This window comes from Pseudonocardia sediminis (assembly GCF_004217185.1).
In the GTDB taxonomy this organism is placed as follows: domain Bacteria; phylum Actinomycetota; class Actinomycetes; order Mycobacteriales; family Pseudonocardiaceae; genus Pseudonocardia; species Pseudonocardia sediminis.
Window position 1 is genome coordinate 5,878,967 of the sequence record NZ_SHKL01000001.1, and the last position, 19,100, is coordinate 5,898,066.

A 19,100-nucleotide genomic window follows, 5' to 3' on the forward strand; every position below is an offset into this window, starting at 1 on the left:
TCAGCGGGCGGCGGTGACGCCCGGGCGGGCGGCGGTGGCGACCTGGCCGGCGACGACCGCGGCCTGCAGCCGCGACGTGACCTCCAGCTTGGCCATCACCCGCGACACGTGGCTCTTGACGGTGGTCTCGCTGATGAACAGGGCGGAGGCGATGTCGGCGTTCGACAGGCCCCGTCCCAGGCAGTCGAGCACCTCGCGTTCGCGTTCGGTCAGGTCGGCGTAGCCCGCGGGCGCCCCGACCGTGGGTGGGGCGGGATCGGCCAGGGTGCGCAGCAGGGTGCGTGTGACCTCCGGGGCCAGCACGCCGTCACCGGCGGCGACGGAGCGGACGGCCTCGACGAGCCGGTCGGCGGCGGTCGTCTTGAGCAGGAACCCCGCCGCACCGGCGCGCAACGCCCCCAGGACGTACTCGTCCAGGTCGAACGTGGTCAGGACCAGCACCTCGCACAGGTCGTCCCCGACCATCAGCCGGGTCGCCCGGATGCCGTCGACGCCGGGCATCCGCACGTCCATCAACGCGATGTCGACGTCGCCGCGGCGCGCGCGTGCCACCGCGTCGCCGCCGTCGCAGGCCTCCCCGACGATCTCGACGTCGGGGGCCGCGGACAGGATCAGCCGCAGTCCGGAGCGGACCTCGGGCTTGTCGTCGACCAGGAGCACGCGGATCGTCATCGGCTCTCGTTCCTCTCCCCCGCGGCGGACGCAGCGGGTTGCTCGGCGGGCGTTCGGTGCTCGCGCGTGAAGGTCGCGGGCAGCGGCCCGACGGCGAGCCAGACCGCGGTGACGATCCCCAGCTGGGCCGGGAACCCCCACAGGGTCAGCGGGTCGACGCCGGGCGGGGCGACGAGGTGCATCGCCCCGGCCCCGGCCGCGGCGATCAGGGCGGCACCCGCGCAGCGGAGCCACGTGACCCACTCGTGCCGGACCTTCTCCGCCCGTCCCTGCGGTCTGCTCGGCGGCGGTCCGCCGGCGAAACGGTGCGCGAACCGCACGTCGGTGGCCGCCACGACCGAGGGCCCGAAGGTCACGCTGAGCCCGAGGTAGACCGCGGCGAGGCCGTGCACCGTCCCCGGCGTCCCGCCGGTGGCGAGGTCGATCGCGGCCACGACCAGCAGGATCACATCGACCAGGGGCACCGCGACGAGCAGCGCGCTGCTCAGCCGCCGGCGGCGCAGCAGGTAGCGCGCCGCCAGACCCCCGAGCAGGAACACCCAGAACGCGACCTCGCAGGCGATGATCACCCCGACCAGCACGGGACCCCCGCCCCCGCCGGCAGCGACCCGAGCAGCCGGGACAGGGCCGCCAGGACCCGGTCGGCGTGCTGCTCGAGGTAGAAGTGGCCGCCGGGGAAGACCTCGTGACGGACCAGGTCTCCGTCGGCCTGCGACCGTCGCCAGGCCCGGGCCTGCTCGTCGGAGACGTCCGGGTCGTCCGCTCCGCGGAACACCGCGAGCGGGGAGCGGATCGGCGCCGGGGGCCGCGCGGAGTGCGACTCCACCAGCCCCAGGTCGGCTCGCACGACCGGGAGCAGGATCTCCCGCAGCTCCGGATGCCGGGTCAGCATCCCCGGCTCCCCGGCCAGCCGGTCCAACTCGACGAGCAACGCCTCGTCGTCCATCCGGTGCACATCCCGTCCCCGGTAGGTCCCCGGGCCCGGATGCCCGGAGACCACGACCAGTGCGGGCGGTCGCCCCGAGCGCTCGCAGCGCAGCGCGACCTCGTGGGCGACCGCGGCCCCCATGCTGTGCCCGAACAGGACGGTCGGGCGGGCGCAGAGGGGACGTACGGCCTCGGCGACGGCGTCGGCCATCGCGTCCATGTCCCGCACGCACGGCTCGCCGAAGCGCGACTCCCGGCCCGGGTACCGGACGCGGTGGACGACGGCGACACCGGCCAGGGCGTCGACCCAGGGGGCGAAGGACCCCGCCGAGCCGCCGGCCCACGGCAGGCACACCAGGTGCGGCAGCCGCGGGTCGTCGTGTTCCGGCGAGCTCAGCCAGGACCCGGCGGTCGCCGCCCTCACACCTCTCCCATCGCCCGGACCAGGCTCAGCGGCCGCAGGTCGGTCCAGTGCGTCTCCACGTACTCCACGCAGGACGCGCGGGCGGTGCCGTCGGGCCCGCCGTGGACGACCTCCCAGCCGGCCGGGACGTCGGCGAAGGCCGGCCAGAGCGAGTGCTGGCCCTCGTCGTTGACCAGCACGAGGAACGAGCCGTTCTCGTCGTCGAACGGGTTGGTCATGGGTGCTCTCCTCCATCTGTGGTGGCCTCGCGGTCGGCGAGGATCTCGGTGAGGGCCGTACCGACCGCGGACAGGACCGCGGGGTCGGCCATCTCGTCGTGCCGGCGCCCGGTCGCGTGGCAGACGAGATCGCCCGCGAGGTAGGGCCGCCACTGTTCGGGCCGGTAGTCGTCACCGGCGTGCTCGGCGCCGAAGAACACCATGTCGCCGCGACGCACCGACGGCTCCGCCCCGACCAGCGCGCCGGTGGCCGAGACGTAGGTGCGCAGGACGCGCTCGGCGGTGTCGTCGTCGAGCCAGTCGTGGTCGCCGAGCGCGGCACGCACACGCTGCGCGGGGTCGGCGTCGGCGGCCGCGCCGTCGGTGCGGGCCGAGGCGTCGGCGAGGATCGTGTCCCGGTCGGTCGCGGCGAGCGTGGTGTGCGGGTAGGCGTCCAGCACCACCACCAGGTCGACGTCCTCACCGGCGTCCTCCAGCTGCGCGGCCATCTCGTGCGCGATCCGGCCGCCGACCGACCACCCCAGCAGCCGGTAGGGGCCGTGCGGGCGCAGGGCCCGGATCCGGGCCACGAAGTCCGCCGCGCGCTCGGCGATGCCCGACGGCGCCTCACCGGGGTCGGCGACCAGCTCGCGCGCCTGCAGTCCCCACACCGGCACCGACGGGTCGAGCGTCCCCAGCAGGCCGAGGTAGCACCAGCTCAGACCGGCGGCCGGGTGGACGCAGACCAGCGGGGGCGCGTCCCCACCGGCACGCAGCCGCAGCACGGTGTCCAGCGGCGACCCCTCGTCGAGGGCACCGGTCGTGAGACGCCGTGCGAGGGCCGCGGCGCTGGGGTGCTCGACGACGGTGCGCACGTCGACCGGGACGCCGAGGGCCTGACGCAGCTCCGCGGCCACGCGCAGGACCAGCATCGAGTGGCCGCCGAGGGCGAAGAAGTCGTCCTCGGCGCCGACCGAGTCCCGGCCCAGCGCGGACGCGAGGACCCGGCACACCACGGATTCGGTCGTGGTCCGCGGTCCGCGCCCGCCGCCCTCCGGCCGGCCGGGGGCGGGCAGCGCGGCCCGGTCGAGCTTGCCGTGCGCCGTGACCGGCAGGGTGGGCACGGCGACGACCGCGGAGGGCACCATCGCGGCCGGCAGCCGGGCGGCGAGCGCGTCGCGCAGGGGCCCGGGGTCGCCGGCGACCACGTAGGCGACGAGCTGCGGCGCACCGGTGGCGTCGGGCACCGCGATCACGGCCGCGGCCTCCACCCCGGGCAGCGCGCCCAGGACCGCCTCGACCTCACCCGGCTCGACCCGCTGCCCGCGGATCTTGACCTGGTCGTCGACCCGGCCGGCGTGGCGCAACAGGCCGTCCTCGCCCCAGCGGGCCAGGTCGCCGGTCCGGTACATCCGGGTGCCCGGCGGCCCGGCGGGGTCGGCGACGAACCGCCCCGCGGTCAGTGCCGGGCGGCCCGGATACCCGCGGGCCAGCTGGTCGCCGGCGAGGTAGAGCTCGCCCACCACGCCCGGGGGCACCTCGGCCAGGGTCGCGTCCAGGACGCGGCACCGGGTGTTCCACACCGGGCGCCCGATCGGGACGTCGTCGGTGCCGGGCACGCACCGGTCGGCGGTGACGTCGACGGCGGCCTCGGTCGGTCCGTAGAGGTTGTGCAGCTCGACCCCGTCCCAGCGACGCAGCGCGCGGTCGCGCACCGCGGGGGGCAGGCCCTCGCCGCTGCAGACGACCCGGCGCAGCGTGCGTCCCACCGCGTCGGCGGCCGGGCCGTCGAGACCGGCCAGGAACGCCTCCAGCATCGTGGGCACGAAGTGCACGGTGCCCACGTCGTGCTCGACGATCGTGGCGGCGAGCCGGGCGGGGTCGCGGTGGTCGCCGGGCGCCGCCAGGACCAGCGCCGCGCCCTGCAGCAGCGGCCAGAAGAACTCCCACACCGAGACGTCGAAGGTGCTGGGGGTCTTCTGCAGGACCCGTTCACCGGGGTCGAGCCGGTAGGCGTCCTGCATCCACTCCAGACGGTTGACCACGGCCCCGTGCGAGACCCCGACACCCTTGGGCCGCCCGGTCGAGCCGGAGGTGTAGATCAGGTAGGCGAGGGAGTCCGGCGTCAGCGGCGCGCCGCGTTCGGCGCCGGTGACCGGCCGCGGGTCGCCGGGCTCGGCGAGGTCGACGGTCAGCACGGGCGGACCCGGCTCGTCGCCGGTCCCGGCGTCCGGTTCCCCCGCGGCGGTCAGGACCGCGGCCGGGCGGGCGTCGGCGAGCAGCTGCGCCCGCCGCTGCACCGGGGCCTCCATGTCCAGCGGCAGGTAGGCGGCGCCCGCGTGCAGCACGCCGAGCAGCGCGACCACGAGCTCGGGCCGCCGGGAGACCGCCACCGCGACGACCCGCTCCGGCCCCGCCCCGGCCGCGATCAGCCGGCGGGCGAGCAGGTGCGCCCGGGCGTGCAGTCCCGCGTGGTCGAGCACGGTGCCGGCGGCGATCACGGCCGGCCCGCCGGGACGGCGGCGCGCCGCCTCGGACAGCCGTTCGGTGAGGGTGCCGGGGCCGACGTCGACCGCGGCCCCGCTCCCGGCGCGCCGGACCCGCGCGCGGACCCCGTCCGGGACCAGGACCAGGTCGGCCACCCTGCGGCCGGTACCGGCGGCGATCGCGTCCAGCGCGCCCTCGAGCATCTCGGCGAGGCGCTTGACCAGGTCCGGGTCCAGGGCGTCGGGGTGGTGGTCGAACCGCACCCGCAACCGCTCGCCGGGGATCGCGACCACGGTGAGCGGGTAGTGGGTGGAGTCGCGGGCCTCGACGTCGACCACCCGCACGCCGGCCGTCGAGACCGGTTCCGCCGCGCCGCCGGCGCCGGGAAGGTTCTCCACCACCAGCGTCGTGTCGAACAGCGTGCCCCGGCCCAGCCGGCGCTGCAGACGGCCCAGTCCGACGTGCTGGTGCGCCGACAGGTCGGCCTGGGCGCGGGCCACGGTGTCCAGCACGTCGGCGATCCGGTCGCCCGGCGCGGCGTCCACCCGCACCGGCAGCGTGGTGATGAACAGCCCGACCGCCCGCTCCACGTCGGCGAGCGCGGGCGGGCGCCCCGAGACCGTGCCCCCGAACACGACGTCGCGGCGCCCGCTCACCCGGCCCAGGACCAGACCCCAGGCGACCTGCAGCAGCGTGCTCGTGGTCCAGCCGCCGGCCCGCGCGGCGGCGGTCAGCGCCGCGGTGCGCTCCGCCGACATCTCGACGACGGTGCTGCGCGGAGCCGCCGAGGCCGACGGCGCCGCCGAGGCCAGGCGCAGCGGTTCCAGACCGGCCAGTGTCGTGTCCCAGGCCGCGAGCGAGGTCTCGGTGTCCTGGGCGGCGATCCAGTCCAGGTACGGGCGGAACGCCGGTGCGGGCGGGAGCGTGCCCGCCTCGCCGTCGGCGTCGTGCAGCACGATCAGGTCGTCGAGCAGGACCGGGACCGACCAGCCGTCGACGACGAGGTGGTGCAGGGTCAGGGCGAGCCGGGCGCGCCCGCCGGGCAGCAGGTGCAGCGCGGCGCGGACCGGGATCTCGCGGTCGAGCGCGAACCGCCGGGCCCGTTCGGCGTCGTGGTGGGCCCGGTACCGTCGCTCGGCCGCAGCCTCCGTGAGCTGCGTGTGGTCCTCGACGGCCCAGGCCGGCCGGGCGTCGCGGCGCACCACGGCCACCGGCGACTCCAGGCCCTCGTGGACGAAGAGCGTGCGCAGCGAGGCGTGCCGCGCGACCAGGGCGTCGACCGCGCGCCGCCACCGGAGCGGCTCGACCGGGCGAGCTCCGGCCTCGATCACGACGGTGAGCTGGACCGTGTAGGGATCCGGCGCGTCCGGACGTTCGGCGGCGTGGAACACCATCCCCGCCTGCAGGTCGGTCAGCGGGGTGATGTCCTCGATCGGGCGTGTCACTCAGATCCCTCCGACGGCCCGCAGCCGGGCCTGCAACGAGTCGAGCTGGTCCTGCGACAGGTCCACCGACGGGACGTCGGAGGGGGTCAGCGCCCCTTCGGAGCCGGCGAGGTGCTCGGCGTGCGCGACGAGCGCGGCGGCCCACAGCCCGGCGAGCTCGACGGCGTCGCCGGCCGTGAGCAGCCGCTCCGGCCACGTCAGCTCGACGACCAGGGCCGGCCCGCCGGGTCCCTCCCGGACCGAGGCCAGTACCTCGACGGGGTGGGCGAAAGGCAGGTCGGGCTCCCCCGGCGGCACCCGGACCGGTTCCGGCGCCGGGGCCCACGCCTGCGCGCCGTCCCCGGCCGGACCCGCGCCGGTGATCCGGCCCAGGTAGTTCAGCGCGATCCGGGGCCCGTCGCGCCGGGCGAGGTCCCCGGCGACGGCACCGGGGCCGAGGTGGCGCAGCAGGCCGAAGCCCAGTCCGTGGTCGGGCACGGCGCGCAGCGACTCCTTCGCCCGCTTCAGCGAGTCCTCCACCACCTCGCCGTCGCCGACGACCTCGTCCCAGGCGGCGTCGGCCACCTCGACCGCGACCGGGTGCAACACGGTGAACCAGCCGACGGTGCGGGTCGGGTCGAGATCGCCGACCAGCTCGCCGTGACGTCCGTGGCCCTCCAGGTCGAGCACGATCCGCGCCGGGGCCGCTCGTCCGTGCCGGCGCGAGAACTCCCGCACGGCCAGGCCGAGCGCGCTGCACAGCACGTCCTGCACCCCGGCCCCGAAGCTCGCGGGGGCCCGGTGCACGAGCGCCGCGGTGTGGTCGGCGCCGAGCTCGAACCGGTGGGAGCGGGCGGTGGCCAGGGTGTCGCGGCGCGGGTCGGGCGTCCGTTCCCACAGGACCGGGGACGCGGTGTCGAGCACCTCGGCCCAGTAGGCGTGCTGGTCGAGCCACCGCTGGTCCCCGGCGGCGCCGGTCAGCGCGGCGGCCCAGTGCCGGAAGCCGGTCGGCACCGGGGGCAGGGCGGCGTCGCGGCCGGAGCCGGCCGCCCGCAGGGCGGCCACCACGTCCGGCACCAGGATCGACCAGGAGACCGCGTCCACCCCGAGGTGGTGCGCCGCCAGGACCAGCCGCCCCGGTACGTCCGGTCCTGCGTCGCACCAGACGACGCGCAGCATCGCGCCCCGCCCGGGGTCCAGTTCCCGGCGTGCCTGCTCGTGTGCCGCGTGCACGGCGTCCGGGTCGTCACCGGCGACCGGCACCCGCACGACGTGGTCCGCCGCGACGACCGACTCCGGCGGGTCGACGACGATCCGGTCTCCCGCGCCGTCGCGGACCAGGCGCGACCGCAACGCGTCGTGGCGGCGCAGCACGGCGCCGACGGCGGTCGTCAGGTGCTCACGGGTCAGCTCGGGCGGGGAGACGAGGACCCGGCTCTGGTGGAAGCCGGTCACCGGGCCGCCGCCGTCGAGGAACCAGGCCGCGATCGGTGTCGGCCGGTGCTCGCCGGCGCCGCCGTCGTCCGACCCGGGCACGGCGGCGTCGCGCTCCGGGTCGACCGGTCGCGCGATCGCGGCCAGCGCCCGCACGCTCTGGTGCTCGAAGACCTCGCGGGGGGTCAGGTCGAGCCCGGCGGCCCGGGCCCGGCTGACCAGCTGGATGGAGGTGATGCTGTCGCCGCCGAGGGCGAAGAACCCCTCGTCGACGGGGACGTCCGCATCCGGGCCGCGGCCCAGGACGTCGGCGACGACACCGGCGAGCACGCGCTCGGGCGTCGAGACCGGTGCGGCCGGCACCTCCTGCGTGACCGGGGCCGCCGGGTCCGGCGCCGGCAGGGCGGCGCGGTCGACCTTCCCGTTGGGGGTCAGCGGCAGCGCGTCGAGCACCACGAACGCCGCGGGCACCATGTACTCGGGCAGCACGCGGGCGATCTCCGCGCGGACCGCGCCGAGGTCGAGGTCCGCGGGCCCCACCAGGTGGGCGACGAGCCGCGGCGACGACCCGTCGCGGCGCAGGGTCACCACCGCGGCGTCCACCTCCGGGTGCCCGACGGCCGCGGCCTCGATCTCGGCGGGCTCCACCCGGAACCCGCGCAGCTTGATCTGGTCGTCCGCGCGGCCGAGGAACTCGACCCGGCCGTCGCCGCGTCGCACGCCCAGGTCGCCGGTGCGGTAGAGCCGGCCCCCTGCCGGGCCGACGGGGTCGGCGACGAAGCGTTCCGCGGTCAGGCCGGTGCGCCCGGTGTAGCCGCGCGCGGTACCGACGCCGCCGAGGTAGATCTCGCCGACGACACCGACGGGTACGGGAGCGAGCCGCCCGTCGAGCAGGTGCACCCCGGTCGCGTCCATCGGTGCCCCGATCGGTATCCGCGGCCCGACGGTGTCCCCGGGCAGGATCCGCTCCCGGGAGGCGAACACGGTGGTCTCGGTCGGCCCGTACCCGTCGACGACGGTGAGGTCCGGGCACGCCGCGCGGACGCGGGCCACGGCGTCGGCGGGGACGACGTCGCCGCCGACCCACAGCTCTCCCAGCCCCCGCAGCGCGTCCGGGTCCTCCAGGGCCAGCACCCGGAACAGACCCGCCGTCAGCCACATCGCCGTGACGCCGTCCTCGGCGATCGCACGGCGCACCGCGCGGATGTCGAGACCGTCGGCCGGGGCCGCGACGACCGTGCCCCCACCGAGCAGGGGAACCCACAGCTCGTAGGTCGCGGCGTCGAAGGCGGGTGAGGAGTGCCAGAGCACACGGTCGTGCGCCGGGCCGGAGAACGCGTGGTCGTCGGCCAGGCCCGTGATGTTGCCGTGGGTGACCGCCACGCCCTTGGGCCGGCCGGTCGAGCCGGAGGTGAACATCAGGCAGGCGAGCCGGTCGGGTCCCGGGGCGGGCACGACCGGACGAGCCGCACCGTCACGGCCGTCGGACGGGCGGTCGAGGTCGGACGGGCGCAGCACCCGGGACGGGAGGGCCAGGCCCGGCGGGGGCTCCCGGTCGGTGAGGAGGACCGGCGCCGCGACCTGGCCGAGGACGGCGTCGAGGCGCTCGACCGGGTAGGCGTCGTGCAGCGGCAGGTAGGCACCGCCGGCCGCGAGAACGGCCAGCATCGCGGTCGCGAGGTCGGTGGAGCGGCCCATCAGCAGTGCCACCGGCGTCTCCGGCCCTACGCCGGCCGCGACGAGCACCTCCGCCCAGCGCCCGGCCCGGGCCGCCAGCTCGCCGTAGGTGGTGGACCGCCCGCCGTCGACGAGGGCCACGGCGTCCGGGGTCCGGGCCGCCCACCGCTCGAACCGCTCGACGATCCCGGTGGGCGCCGCGGGCAGGGGCGCGCCCTCGGCGGCGACCCGCACCGCGTCCCGCTCGCCGTCGGCCATGAGGTCGAGCGAGCCCAGCGGCCGTCCCGGCTCGGACGTCGCGGCGTCGAGCAGCCGGGTGTAGCGCGCGGCGAGGCGGGACACGGTGTCGTCGTCGAAGAGGTCCCGGGCGAAGACGACCGTGCCCTCGATCCCGGCCGGGTCGCCGTTCGCGTCGACGGTCTCGGTGAGGTCGAACGACAGGTCGAACTTCGCCGGTCCGGTCCCGGCGTCGGCCTCGGCCACGACCGTCGTGGGGCCGAGGTCGAGGTCGGGGGTTGCGGTGTTCTGCAGGACGAGCATCACGGTGAACAGCGGGTGCCGGCCCAGCGAGCGCTCCGGCGCGAGCACCTCGACGAGCCGGTCGAACGGCATCTCGCGGTGCGCGAACGCCGCCAGGTCGTCCGCGCGGACCCGGTCGAGCAGCTCGGTGAACCCCGGGTCGCCGCCGGTGTCGGTACGCAGCACCAGGGTGTTGACGAACAGCCCGACGACGTCGTCGACGGCCGGGTCGCCGCGCCCGGCGACCGCGGTGCCCACCCCGATGTCGGTGCCGGCACCGAGCCGGGTGAGCAGGCCCGCGAGGGCGGCGTGCAGCACCATGAACACGCTCGCCGAGCGGGCCCGGGCCAGGCCGGCCAGCGCCGCGTGCACCGGCGCCGGGACCGAGAGGCGCACGAGCCCGGACCGGTGGCCCAGGATGTCCGGGCGCGGCCGGTCGGTCGGCAGCTCCGTCACCTCGGGCAGCCCGGTGAGCCGGTCGCGCCAGTAGCCGAGCTGCCGGGAGATCTCGCTGTCCGGGTCGTCCTCGCGTCCCAGGGTCTCGTGCTGCCAGCTCACGTGGTCGGCGTAGGTCACCGGCAGCGGCTCCCACGACGGTGCGGCACCGGCGGCGCGCGCCCGGTGGGCCGTGCCCAGGTCGCGCAGCAGCGGGGTCAGCGACCACCCGTCGGCCGCGACGTGGTGCACGACGAGCAGCAGCAGGTGCTCGTCCGGTGCGGTCGCGAACAGGCGGACCCGCCACGGCGGCGCGGCGGCCAGGTCGAAGGGGGCACCGGCCGCGGCGGTCAGCTCGGACACCGCCCGGGCCGGGTCGACGGGGTACGGGCCGATCGGGCCGAGCAGCCGCTCCGCCTCCGCCGCCGGGTGGACACGGGCCCGGGGACGGCCGCCGTCGTCGGGGTAGGAGGTGCGCAGGACCGGGTGCCGGACCGTGACGTCGACGAGCGCCGCACGCAGCGCCGCGACGTCGAGCTCTCCGGTCAGCCGCAGCGCGATCGGGATGTGGTAGCGCCCGGCGCCGCCCGGACCGTCGAGGTGCTCGAGGAACCACAGCCGCGCCTGGGCGAAGGAGAGCGCGTCACCCCCGGAGCCGGGGCGGACCGACGGGCGGGCGGTACCGGCGTCGGCGAGCTCGACGGCCAGCGCTGCCGGGGTCGGGGCCAGGAAGACGGTGCGGAGCGCCAGCTCCCGCCCGAGCTCGGCACGCACCCGCCCGACCAGCTTCGTGACCAGCAGGGAGTGCCCGCCGAGGGCGAAGAAGTCGTCGTCGGGGCCGGGCACCGGGCCGGCCAGGACCTCGCCGAACAGACGGCAGAGCCGTTCCTCCAGCGGGCCGGACGGGTCCCGGCCGGGCTGCACGGTCACCGCGGCCGGTGCGGGCAGGGCCGCCCGGTCGAGCTTGCCGGTGGGCCCGAGCGGCAGGCGTTCGAGCAGGACCACCGCGGCCGGCACCATCCCTGCGGGCAGGCGCGCGGCCACGTGCTCGCGCAGCGCCGCCGGGTCCGGCGCCGCACCGGGCGCGGGCACCACGTAGGCGACGAGCTCGGCGTCCCCGCGGGCGTCCGGGCGCGCGAGCGCGGCGGAGCGCACCACGTCGGGGTGCTCGGCCAGCGCGGCCACGATCTCGGCCGGCTCGATCCGCACGCCGCGTACCTTCACCTGGTCGTCGGCGCGGCCGGCGTGCTCGAGCAGCCCGTCGGCCCGCCACCGGGCGAGGTCGCCGGTCCGGTACATCCGGGTGCCGCGGGGGCCGAAAGGGTCGGCGACGAACCGGCCGGCGGTCAGGTCCGGACGGCCCCGGTAGCCACGGGCCAGCGCGGCGCCGGCGACGTAGAGCTCTCCGACGACGCCGGGGGGCGCCGGCGACAGCGCGGCGTCGAGGACGTAGACGCGGGTGTTGTCCAGCGGGGTACCGGTGGGGGCGGCCGGGCCGTCCAGCCCGCCCGGGCCGGTCGTGGTGCGCCAGCCGGTGCAGTACACGGTGGTCTCGGTGGGACCGTAGAGGTTGACCAGCTCCTCGGAGCGGATCCGGGAACGGATGCGGTCGAACGTGGCCGACGGCAGCCCCTCACCGGCGAGCACCACCGACCGCGCGGTGAGGTCGGCGCCGGCGTCGACCACGTCGGCGGTGACCGACGGGACACCGCAGACGATCCCGCCGCTCCACGGGCCGCGGTCGACCATCGCGGTCAGGTCGTCGACCAGCTCGAGGCGCCCACCGGCCAGCAGCGGCACGAACAGCTCGAACACGGACACGTCGAAGGCGAGCGAGCTGGCCGCCAGCACCGACGACAGCCGTTCGGGTCCGAAGTGGTCGACGCCCCACAGCACGAGGTCGACCACGGCCCGATCGCCGACGGCGACGCCCTTGGGCCGTCCCGTCGAGCCGGAGGTGTAGATGACGTAGGTGAGCGCGTCCGGGTGCCGGGGCGGCGCCGCCCGTCCGGCCGGGGCGTGTTCCCGCGGTGCGGGCACGGCGTCCGGCCCGGTCACGTCCAGGATCGGGGCGACACAGCTCGAGGGCAGCCGCGGTGCGGTCGCGGGATCGGAGAGGACGAGCACCGGGCGCGCGTCGTCGACGACGGTGGCGATCCGCTCCGGCGGCATCCGGGTGTCCAGTGGCAGGTAGGCGCCGCCGGCACGCAGCACCGCCCACACCGCGACGATCATCCCGGGTGTGCGGGGCAGCGCGATCCCCACCACCGACTCCGCGCCGACGCCGTGCTCCCGCAGTGCCCGGGCGAGCCGGTCGGAGGCCTCGTCCAGCTCGGCGACGGTCATCGTGCGGTCCCCGGCCACGACCGCGCACGCCTGCGGGCTGCGGCGCACCAGGTCGTCGAACAGGTCGGTCAGGGCCCGTTCCGGGCGCGGTCGACCGGTCTCGTTCCAGGTCTCGAGCATGCGGTGCCGCGTGTCGGCGCCGAGCAGGTCGACCGCGCCGATCCGCACCCCCGGTTCGGCGAGGACCGCGTCGAGCAGGCGGGTCCAGCACTCCACCAGGGACTCCACGGTGGCGGCGGTGAACAGGTCGGTGGCGTGGTGGACGGACCCGCGCACGCCCGCGGGCAGGCCGTCGGCGTCGCGGTGCTCGACCAGGTCGACCAGCAGGTCGAACTTGGCGTTCGCGGTCTCCAGTGGCTCCTCGGTGACGTCCAGCCCTCCCCACGCCCCCAGGCCCGGGTCGGTGTCCTCGCCGAGGGCGAGCATCACCTGGAACAGAGGGTGACGTCCCAGCGCGCGTGGCGGGTTGAGCACCTCCACCAGCCGCTCGAACGGGACGTCCTGGTGGGCGAACGCCGCCAGGTCGGTGCGGCGTACCCGGGCGAGCAGCTCGGCGAAGGTCGGATCGCCCGAGGTGTCGGTGCGCAGCACCGAGGTGGTGACGAAGAAGCCGACGAGGTCCTCCAGCGCCGCGTCGGTCCGGCCCGAGGTGACGGTGCCGACGGGGATGTCGGTCCCGGCGCCGTACCGGGTCAGCAGTACGGCGAGCGCGGCCTGCAGCACCATGAACACGCTCACCCGGTGCTCGCGGGCGGTGTCGACGAGCCGGGCGTGCATCCCCGCGTCGAGTGCGACCGGGACGCGGTGCGCGGCCGGGGCGGGGTCCCCCGCGCGGCGCGCACCGTCGGTCGGCAGGTCCAGGGCGGGGGGCAGGTCGGCCAGCTCGTCAGTCCAGAACGCGAGCTGCTCGTCGAGCCGGCCCCGGGCGCCCAGGACGTCGCGCTGCCACAGGGCGTGGTCGGCGTACTGCACCGGGAGCGGTTCGGGGGCCGCCGTGTCGCCGTCGCCGGTCCGTCGCGTGTAGGCGACGGCGACGTCACGCAGCAGCGGGGTCCACGACCAGCCGTCGGAGACGATGTGGTGCAGCACCACGAGCAGGACCGGGTCCCGGCCGTGCACGTGCGCCAGCACCAGCCGCAGCGGGAGCTCCGCATCGAGGGAGAACGGACGCGCCGCGTGCCGGGCGAGGACCGCGTCGACCTCGTCCGGGCGGATCTCGACCCGTACGACGGCCGCGGCCAGCCCGGCGCGCGCCTGCTCGGGGGAGAGGATGCGCTGGTACGGCTCACCGTCGTGCACCGCGAACTCGGTGCGCAGCGCCTCGTGCCGCTCCAGTACGTCGCCCCAGGCGTCGATCAGGGCCGTGGTGTCGAGGGCCGCACGGGCCGGACGCAGGCGCAGCGCCACCGGCAGGTGGTAGGCGCCGGGGTCCTCGCCCATCTGCTCGAGGAACCACAGCCGGCGCTGCGCCAGCGAGAGCGGGATCCGGTCCGGGCGCGGCTGCGGGGTCACCGCGGGCCGTCCGGGCGCGGCCCCGCCGACGAGACGGGCCAGGCCGGCGACGGTCGGCGCCTCGAACACCGCCCGGACGCCGACCTCGGCGTCGAGCGCCGACCGGATGCGGCTGACCAGCCGGGTGGCGAGCAGCGAGTGCCCGCCGAGGGCGAAGAAGTCGGCGTCGGCGCGCACGTCGCCGATCCCGAGCAGCTCGGAGAACAGCCCGGCCAGGACGCGCTCGGCGAAGGTAGCGGGACGGCGTCCCCGGCCCGGCCGGGACGGCACCGCGTCCGGGGCCGGCAACGCGCGCCGGTCCACCTTGCCACCGGGGGTGCGGGGCAGCTCGTCGTGCAGCACGACCGCCGACGGGACCATCGGCTCGGGCAGGCGTGCGCGCAGGTCGGCGAGCAGGGCCTCCCGGTCGAGCGTGTCCCCGGCAGCGACCACGTGGGCGACGAGTGTCGTGTCGGTGTCCGGGTCCGCCGCGCCGAGGGCGACGACGGCGGCGCGCGCGACCCGCGGGTCCGCGGTGAGCGCGGCCTCGACCTCGCCCGTCTCCACCCGGTGCCCGCGGATCTTGACCTGGTCGTCGGCCCGGCCGACGAACTCCAGCTCCCAGCCCTCGGACCAGCGTGCGAGGTCGCCGGTGCGGTAGAGACGCCCGCCCGGGTCGCCGAACGGGTCGGCGACGAAGTGCTCGGCGGTCAGTGCGGGCCGCCCGAGGTAGCCGCGGGCCAGACCGGCCCCGGCGATGTGGACCTCCCCCACCACGCCGCGGGCCACCGGCCGCAGCGCGGTGTCGAGCAGATGTATCCGGGTGCGGGGCAGAGGGGTGCCGAGCGGGACGGTGCCGGCCGGTGCGTCGTCGCCGGCCGGGACCTCGAGCGCGGTCACGGCGACCGTGGCCTCGGTCGGTCCGTACTCCGACACCACCCGGACGCCGGGCCGGTGGGCGCGCCACGCCTGCAACGTCGGACCGGACAGCGCCTCGCCGCCGACGAGCAGCTCGGCGCCCGGGTCGAACCCGTCACCGAGGGCGTCGAGCAGCTCCAGATGGCTGGGGGTGATCTTCAGCAGGCCACCGGGGACGGCGTCGCCGTCGGTGAGCTCCCCGACCTGCACGCACCCTCCCGCGGCGAGCGGGCCGAGCAGCGACGGGACGGTGCCGTCGACGGTCAGCGGCGCGTGCAGCAGCGCCCCGACGCGCAGCGACGGCAGCGCGGTCACCGCCCACCGCAGGTAGTTCGCGACCGCGCGGTGGGTCACCACCACACCCTTGGGGGTGCCGGTGGAGCCCGAGGTGTAGAGCACGTACGCGGCGTCGTCCGGGTGCGGCCGCGGGCGCGAGAACCCGTCCCCGGGTGCGGCCGGCGGACGGGCGCACCCGGTCACGTCGAGCACGGCCCCCTCCGGCACCGGCAGCGCGACGGCCGGCCCGGCACCGACGGTGAGGACCCGCAGCGGAGCGGTGTCGTCGAGGATCGCGCGCAGCCGCTCGACCGGCTGGTCCGGGTCGAGCGGCACGTAGGCCGACCCCGACTCGAGCACGGCCAGCACCGCGACCACCGCGTCCGCCCCGCGCGGCAGGGCGACGGCGATCCGCTGTCCCGGCCCGGCGCCCACGGCGACGAGACGGTCGGCGAGCGCGCCGGCCGCGGCGTGCAGGGCGGCGGCGTCGAGCTCGGTCGCGCCGTCGCGCACCGCCGGCACGTGCGGGGCGGAGGCGGCCCGCGCCCGCAGCAGGCCCACGACGGTGTCCCCGTCCCCGTCCCTGCCCGCCCCGCCGTCGGTGACGGCGGCGGGGCGGGCGCGCTCGTCGGGCGGGAGGAGGTCCAGACCGGCCAGCGGCCGGGACGGGTCGTCGGCGAGCTGGCTGAACAGGTGCTGCATCTGCGCGGCCAGGCGGGCGACCACCGGCCGCGCGAGGACGTCACCGCGGAAGGTCAACCGGTAGCCGAGCCGGTCGTCGCCGGGCAGCCCGGCCAGCCCGACCGTGTAGTGCGTGGAGTCACGGGCCTGCACGTCGGTGATCCGCACGCCGTCGGCGAGGACCGGCGTCGCCTCGGCGTCGACCGGGTAGTTCTCGAACACGGTGCTGGTGTCGAACAGCTCGGTCCGCCCGACCCGTCGCAGCACCTCGGCCAGGCCCACGTGCTGGTGGGTGAGCAGGTCGGCCTGCGCGGCCTGCACGCGGTCGAGCAGGGTGTCCAGGCGTTCGTCCCAGGACCAGCGCACGCGCACCGGCAGCGTGTTGATGAACAGGCCGACCATCCGCTCCACGCCGGGCAGCTCGGCGGGGCGGCCGGAGACGGTGGCGCCGAACGTGACGTCGGTGCGCCCGAGCGCGGTCCCCAGCACGATCGCCCAGCAGGCGCGCATCGCCGTGTTGGTCGTCCACCCGTGCCGGCGGGTCGTCGCCGCGAGCCGGGCGGTCAGGTCGGCGGAGAGCTCGACGGTCTCGGTCAGCGGGGCCGGGACGGACCCCGGGACCCGGCGGCCCAGCTCCGCGGCCAGGGTCGGCCCGGGCACCCCCTCCAGCGCCCGGGCGTGCGCGTCCAGCGCCGCGTCGGTGTCCTGGGCAGCCAGCCACGCGAGGTGCTCGCGGAAGCCGACCACCGGCCCGAGTGCGGTGGGCCCGGCGTCGTAGAGGGTGAACAGCTCGTCGAGCAGCACCGGGAACGACCATCCGTCGAGCAGGATGTGGTGCACGGTCAGCACGACGCGGGCCCGCCCGCCCGGCAGCCGGACGAGCATCATCCGCAGCAGCGGTGCGCGGTGCATCGCGAACCGGGTGGCGCGCTGGGCCTCCACCAGCTCGGCGCACCGGCGCTCGGCGTCCCCTCCGTCGGGGTCGGCACCGTCGGGGTCGGCACCGTCGGGGTCGGCACCGTCGGCGTCGAGCGCGACCTCCCGCCACGGCAGGCGCACGCCGCGCCGGACCACGGCGAGCGGGCGGTCCAGGCCCTGGTGCCGGAACCCCACGCGCAGCGTGGCGTGCCGGTCGAGCAGCTGTTGCCCGGCGCGCCGCAGACGGCCGGCGTCCACCGGGCCGTGCAGGTCGGCGGTCAGCTGCACGGTGTAGACGTCGGTGCCCTCGTCGGCGTAGAGGGCGTGGAACAGCAGACCCTCCTGCAACGGGGTCAGCGGCAGCACGTCCTCGACAGTGGACTCGCTCACGAGCCGTACCTCCCGGCCGGCGTCCCGGTCCTCGCCCGTCCGGCGGCCCGCAGGGGGTCGCCGCGGCCGGACCGGTCGCCGACGAACTCGTCGTCGATCTGGTCGTCGGTCTCGTCGGTCTGGTCGAACCCGTCCTCGAACCCGCCGTCGTCGTCCTCGATCAGGTCGATCGTGGCCTGGTCGATCGAGACCAGGGACAGGTCCGACGGGGTCAGGCCGCCCGCCCCGCCGGCGGCGGCGTGAGCGGTGAGACCGCGCAGCGCCGCGAGCCAGTCCCGCAGCAGGGACTCGACGTCGTCCCGGCCGAGCAGGGCCGGGGCGTACGTCGCGTGCACCCGGAACCGGGGCCCGTGCTCGGTCACCTCGGTCACCGCGTTGATCTCCAGGACGTGCGCCAGCGGCAGCGCCGCGTCGGCCACGGCCACCTCGGGCTCGGGCAGCGGGGACCAGGCCGCGCCGCCGTCGTCGGCGACCCCGGCCCGTCCCAGGTAGTTCAGGGCGATCGGCGGTGACGGCAGCGAGCCCAGCTCGGCCCCGGCGTCCGGATCGAGCCACCGCAGCAGCCCGAAGCCCAGGCCTCCGTCGGGAACGGCGCGCAGACCCTCCTTGACGTCCTTGAGCGCCGGTCCGCAGGCGGCACCGCCGGCGAGCAGCTCCGGCCAGTCCACGGCGGGCGGGTCCAGGCGGACCGGGTACAGCGTGGTGAACCAGCCGACGGTGCGCGAGAGGTCCGCCCCGGACGGCGCGGTGTCGCGTCCGTGCGACTCGACCTCCACCCTGACCGGCCGGTCGGTGCCGTGGCGATGTCGCACGGCCAGGGCCAGGCCGGTGAGCAGCACCTCGTCGACGCGTGCCCGGAAGGCCGACGGCAACGTGGTGAGCAGCAGCTCGGTCTCGCCGGGGGCCAGCGTGGCGGTGGCCGTCTCCGCCGTGGCCAGGGTGTCGCGTGCCGGGTCGAGCACGAGCGCGTCCAAGGGGTCGCCGTCGGCGGCGTCCAGGACCTGGCGCCAGTACCCCCGCTGGGCCTGCCAGTACGGGTCGCCGGCGGCGTCGGCCAGCGACCGGGCCCATCCGCGGTAGGACGTCGCCGGTGGCGTGAAGGTGGTGTCCTGGCCGGCGGCCCGGCCCCGCCAGGCGGCGGCGAGGTCGGGCAGCAGGATCCGCCAGGACACCTCGTCGACGACGAGGTGGTGGGCGAGCAGGAGGAGCCGCCCCGGCTCGTGCGGGCCGGCGTCGAGGTGCACGACCTCGAGGACGCGGCCCCGCGCCGGGGCCAGGCGGGAGCGGGCCGCGCGGGCCTCGTCGCGTTCCCTGCCTGCGCGGTCGGCGCCGGGCTCCCCCGCGACGTCGACCCGCCGGAGCAGGTCGGCGGCCCGCACCGATCCGACGGGCCCGACCGAGACCACCCCGGTCCCGGGGTCGCGACGCAGCCGCAGCGCGTCGTGGTGGTCCACGACGTCCTGCAGGGCGGCGGTCAGGTCGGCCGGATCGATCCCGGGCGGGAGGCCGACCAGGCGGCTCTGGTGGAACCCGTCGGTGGCGGGTGCGGTTCCCAGCCAGCGCATCATCGGGGTGGCCGGCACGTCGCCGACGGCGTCGTCGGCGACCCTCACCTGCGTGTCGGGCTCCTGCGCGACGGCCGCGAGTGCCCGCGCGGTGCGGTGCTCGAACACGTCGCGCGGGGTCAGGACGAGGTCGTCGGAACGGATCCGCGCGACCAGCTGGATGGCCCCGATGCTGTCCCCGCCGAGGTCGAAGAAGCCGTCGTCGAGACCGACGGCGTCCAGGCCGAGAATCTCGGCGACGGCCGCGGCGACGAGACGCTCGCGCGGCGAGCCCGCCGTCGCGCCGTCGGTGCCGGCCGTGACCCGCGGTGTGGCCAGC

Annotated in this window: 7 protein-coding genes (1 of these 7 cut by a window edge); all 7 read right to left on the reverse strand. The window is 76.8% G+C overall.

The annotated features are described in order from the left end of the window. Tightly spaced (each overlapping or abutting the next), the 7 genes in view from EV383_RS27530 to EV383_RS27555 form a layout consistent with a single transcriptional unit that may run on beyond the window. Positions 1–672 carry a response regulator gene (locus EV383_RS27530; RefSeq protein ID WP_130292622.1) on the reverse strand — a complete coding sequence of 224 codons (672 nt, stop codon included), beginning with the start codon at positions 670–672 and terminating at the stop codon, positions 1–3. Further along, on the reverse strand, positions 669–1,253 hold the full coding sequence (locus tag EV383_RS27535) for a hypothetical protein (RefSeq protein WP_207223675.1): 585 nt from the start codon (positions 1,251–1,253) through the stop codon (positions 669–671). The genes EV383_RS27530 and EV383_RS27535 overlap by 4 nt, the downstream gene beginning before the upstream one ends. After that, a complete protein-coding gene (locus EV383_RS27540; RefSeq protein ID WP_165438520.1) occupies positions 1,238–2,023 on the reverse strand; it encodes a thioesterase II family protein in 786 nt (261 codons plus the stop codon). Before EV383_RS27540 ends, EV383_RS27535 begins: the two co-directional genes overlap by 16 nt. Beyond that, positions 2,020–2,241, reverse strand: coding sequence for an MbtH family protein (locus EV383_RS31480; protein ID WP_165438521.1), 222 nt, complete (start codon positions 2,239–2,241; stop codon positions 2,020–2,022). Before EV383_RS31480 ends, EV383_RS27540 begins: the two co-directional genes overlap by 4 nt. Next, on the reverse strand, positions 2,238–6,152 hold the full coding sequence (locus EV383_RS27545; RefSeq protein ID WP_130292624.1) for a non-ribosomal peptide synthetase: 3,915 nt from the start codon (positions 6,150–6,152) through the stop codon (positions 2,238–2,240). The genes EV383_RS31480 and EV383_RS27545 overlap by 4 nt, the downstream gene beginning before the upstream one ends. Further along, a complete protein-coding gene (locus EV383_RS27550; protein ID WP_165438522.1) occupies positions 6,153–17,216 on the reverse strand; it encodes a non-ribosomal peptide synthetase in 11,064 nt (3,687 codons plus the stop codon). Next, positions 17,213–19,100 carry the final stretch of a non-ribosomal peptide synthetase gene (locus EV383_RS27555; protein WP_165438523.1) on the reverse strand. The gene runs 9,281 nt beyond the window's last position, so only the last 1,888 of its 11,169 coding nucleotides appear in the window; its start codon lies off the right edge, out of view; its stop codon occupies positions 17,213–17,215. Before EV383_RS27555 ends, EV383_RS27550 begins: the two co-directional genes overlap by 4 nt.